This window comes from Flavobacterium branchiophilum NBRC 15030 = ATCC 35035 (assembly GCF_002217205.1).
Classification (GTDB): domain Bacteria; phylum Bacteroidota; class Bacteroidia; order Flavobacteriales; family Flavobacteriaceae; genus Flavobacterium; species Flavobacterium branchiophilum.
In genome coordinates this window covers 1-2,899 of sequence record NZ_MUGT01000198.1, presented here as the reverse complement: position 1 = coordinate 2,899, position 2,899 = coordinate 1, and the positions used below count along the sequence as shown (strand labels likewise).

Sequence of the window (2,899 nt, the reverse complement as noted above, 5' to 3'; positions counted from 1 at the left end):
ATAGGGGGCTAGACCACTATTAAACTGAATATGAAGTTTTTATATACTTACATCAACACCAATGACAATTCGACCACCAATGGTATAGACAAATTATCAAAACCTTTGCCGCTTATGGCTTCGGTAAAAGTTGCCAAAACAGAAATGGCGATGCTTTTAAACACTTTAGACTCAATAGGAAAAGTGCTTTGGGCAAAAGCAATCCAAACCAAAACCCAACAAGATAGAAAAAATACCACGGAACCCATCAAGGTTTTTTTGATGGCGCCCAGTCTATAAACCCCAACAGGAAATTTTTTACCAAATAAGGCAGCCAAAGGATCACTTATTGCTAAAATAATAATGGGCAAATAAAAATATATTTTATGATTATAAATCGTACAATAAACAAAAAAACAACCATATACGGCTATAGGAAATAAGATACATCCAAACGAAAAACGATCTATAGCGTGTATAGATTGCAAATAATGATATTTTTCGCTTACCCACAAAATCACAACAAATGAGATACAAAGCAACAACCCAATCCAATGGTTGTGGAGCGTATAAGGGAAAGACAAACAAACAATCCCAGATAAAAAATGAGTTATTTTTCTAGTAATTTCAACTTTTATGGTGTAAAAATGAAATAATATTTCAGATATTGTAAATATAACAGCAATAATAATGCCATATACAACACAAATAAATACATAAGGATTTGAAAAATCTAACTTCAACGCTATATACCCCCCAAAACTGGCCAAAATTAAACTGTCAAAACGATCCAATATACCACCGTGCCCTGGTATGATTGGACTATAATCCTTAACTTGATGTAGCCTCTTAAATAACGAGGCTAAATAATCGCCTAAAACAGCAAAAAATAAAATAAAAACCCCTAAAACAAAAACCTGCAACAAGTCCAAATGAAACGCATTTATAATAAAATAATAGGTTACCATAACCGATAAAATGCCACCCAATAGTCCTTCTACTGTTTTGTTTGGACTGGTAACTGGAAATAATTTTGTTTTGCCAAAAAGTTGTCCAAAAAGCTGCGAAAAACCATCAAATATAACAACTGTAACAAACAGCAATTGCTGATATAAAATATTATTTTGATAAAAAAAAGTGATGTAAAACCCACCTGCAACCAGCAGCACCCCCCACGAAAGTAGTAAGGCCTTCGTTTGTTTGATATGAATAGCTATTTCATATAACCCAATAAGTACCACCACACCCCCAAAATACAAATACCACCCTTTGTCAATTAGAAATAATTGAACCAAAACCAATAGCAAATATACCCAATATTTTTTCCAACGATTGCCATTTGCTTCTTGAAGATGCGATTTTCGGTTGATCATAGCAATGCCAAAACCGCCTATTAAAAAATAAATAAGTACAAAATTATAAATTGACATCTTGATTTGCTTTTAAAATATGATACAAACTTTTAGCATTCGACTTGATTTTTGGCATATATAAAACCAATACAAACACTTCAAAATCGGCCAAACAACTTGCAACAATCATAAAATAAAAATAAATTTTGTGATAGCCAAATACAAAAAAAGTAAATATAAAAATTCCTTGAACATAGCCCACAAATTTATTTGAATACAAATGAAAACTCGTTGGCCTTCTAAACTTAATTAAAGAAACCAATTGAGGAATAGTATAAAAACTAAATAGCAATACAAAGGCCGTTTGATGTGCTAAAACAAATGTTTTTTCAAAAGTTAAAAAACCCCAAATGGATAACAAAAAAGTACCAATATCTGCCAACGAATCCAGTCTGGCTCCAAATTCTGTACAAAGTTGAAAATACCTTGCCAACCAACCATCTAAAACATCAGTAATTAAATTGATACTAATCAAAATAATAAATAAGTTACGTTGTCCTGTTGTCAAACTCCAAATAACCAACGGAATAGCCAATAATCGATAAAACGAAAGTAAATTCGGAATATTAAAAATCTGTTCTTTAGTTTTCATTTACACTTAATTTCATTCACACTCAAAAAATAGTACATCAACATGGGCATCAAACACCATCCTTTTCAAAATCCTATGTGCCATTTTTCAAAAGCATTTTTGTTTTTGGACAATCTAACCGTAAATCCCACGGTAAACCCCTGAATAACAGGAACTTCCTTTTTGTTAATAGCAAACGAATACCCCACATCCAAATCCATTGCATTCAAAAGACTTATGCCAACCGTTGGAGCCAAATTTACATCAGAACCACTCACTTTAAACAAAAAACCCTTATTGGTATTACACGAAACATGGTAATCCAAAAGTCCTTTGTATTGCTTCTGAGTAGCTACCATGCCATAGCCCATACCATAAAAAACACGATAACGAGCTGCCGTACTAAACCATTCAGCCCCCATTTTTAACTGAGATCTATCAGAATTATAGTAAGACACATAAAAAGCCACGGGACTTTGTGCTTTAACCTTTGAAAGGGTAAATAAAACCAAAACAACAACTATTTTATTTTTCATTGCCAAAACATTAATATTAAAACACCAAAAATAGGGTGCTGATGGCTACTATTTTTGGCGAAAAGTAATAAATATAATTCGTATAATTGCGAAAAGCACAAAAAATAACAAAAATCAAGAAATTTAATTATACCAAATATATTTTATATGTATATTTGGTATTACAATAAGTCATAAAAAAACACAAGCAACAAGGCCCTAAACGAAGTACTTTTGCATCAATTTGAATTGGCTTACAAACACACCAATACGTTCCAGTCGTTGAAAATAAAGAGCTACAATTCCCAAAAGCACTTTTCATAAACCAAATAAAAACTTTTTTTTGGGCGTTCCCCAAGGGTCGGGCTATCCGTTCCAAACAACGTTCATTGAACTCCAAATGAAATATAATATTGTGAAAT

Annotated in this window: 3 protein-coding genes; all 3 read right to left on the bottom strand. The window is 32.2% G+C overall.

The genetic code is table 11. From position 1 onward, the window contains the following. Window positions 1-47: 47 nt before the first annotated feature. A complete protein-coding gene (locus B0A58_RS15750) occupies window positions 48-1,409 on the bottom strand; it encodes a phosphatidate cytidylyltransferase (RefSeq protein ID WP_089081830.1) in 1,362 nt (453 codons plus the stop codon). Then, on the bottom strand, window positions 1,396-1,983 hold the full coding sequence (locus tag B0A58_RS15745; RefSeq protein WP_089081829.1) for a CDP-alcohol phosphatidyltransferase family protein: 588 nt from the start codon (window positions 1,981-1,983) through the stop codon (window positions 1,396-1,398). The genes B0A58_RS15750 and B0A58_RS15745 overlap by 14 nt, the downstream gene beginning before the upstream one ends. A gap of 65 nt (window positions 1,984-2,048) precedes the next feature. Then, on the bottom strand, window positions 2,049-2,498 hold the full coding sequence (locus B0A58_RS15740) for a hypothetical protein (RefSeq protein ID WP_089081828.1): 450 nt from the start codon (window positions 2,496-2,498) through the stop codon (window positions 2,049-2,051). Between the last annotated feature and the right edge of the window lie 401 nt (window positions 2,499-2,899).

Coding starts and splice junctions, on each gene's coding strand:
- B0A58_RS15740 (WP_089081828.1), bottom strand. CDS start 2,498: ATGAAAAATAAAATAGTTGTTGTTTTGGTTTTATTTACCCTTTCAAAG.
- B0A58_RS15750 (WP_089081830.1), bottom strand. CDS start 1,409: ATGTCAATTTATAATTTTGTACTTATTTATTTTTTAATAGGCGGTTTT.
- B0A58_RS15745 (WP_089081829.1), bottom strand. CDS start 1,983: ATGAAAACTAAAGAACAGATTTTTAATATTCCGAATTTACTTTCGTTT.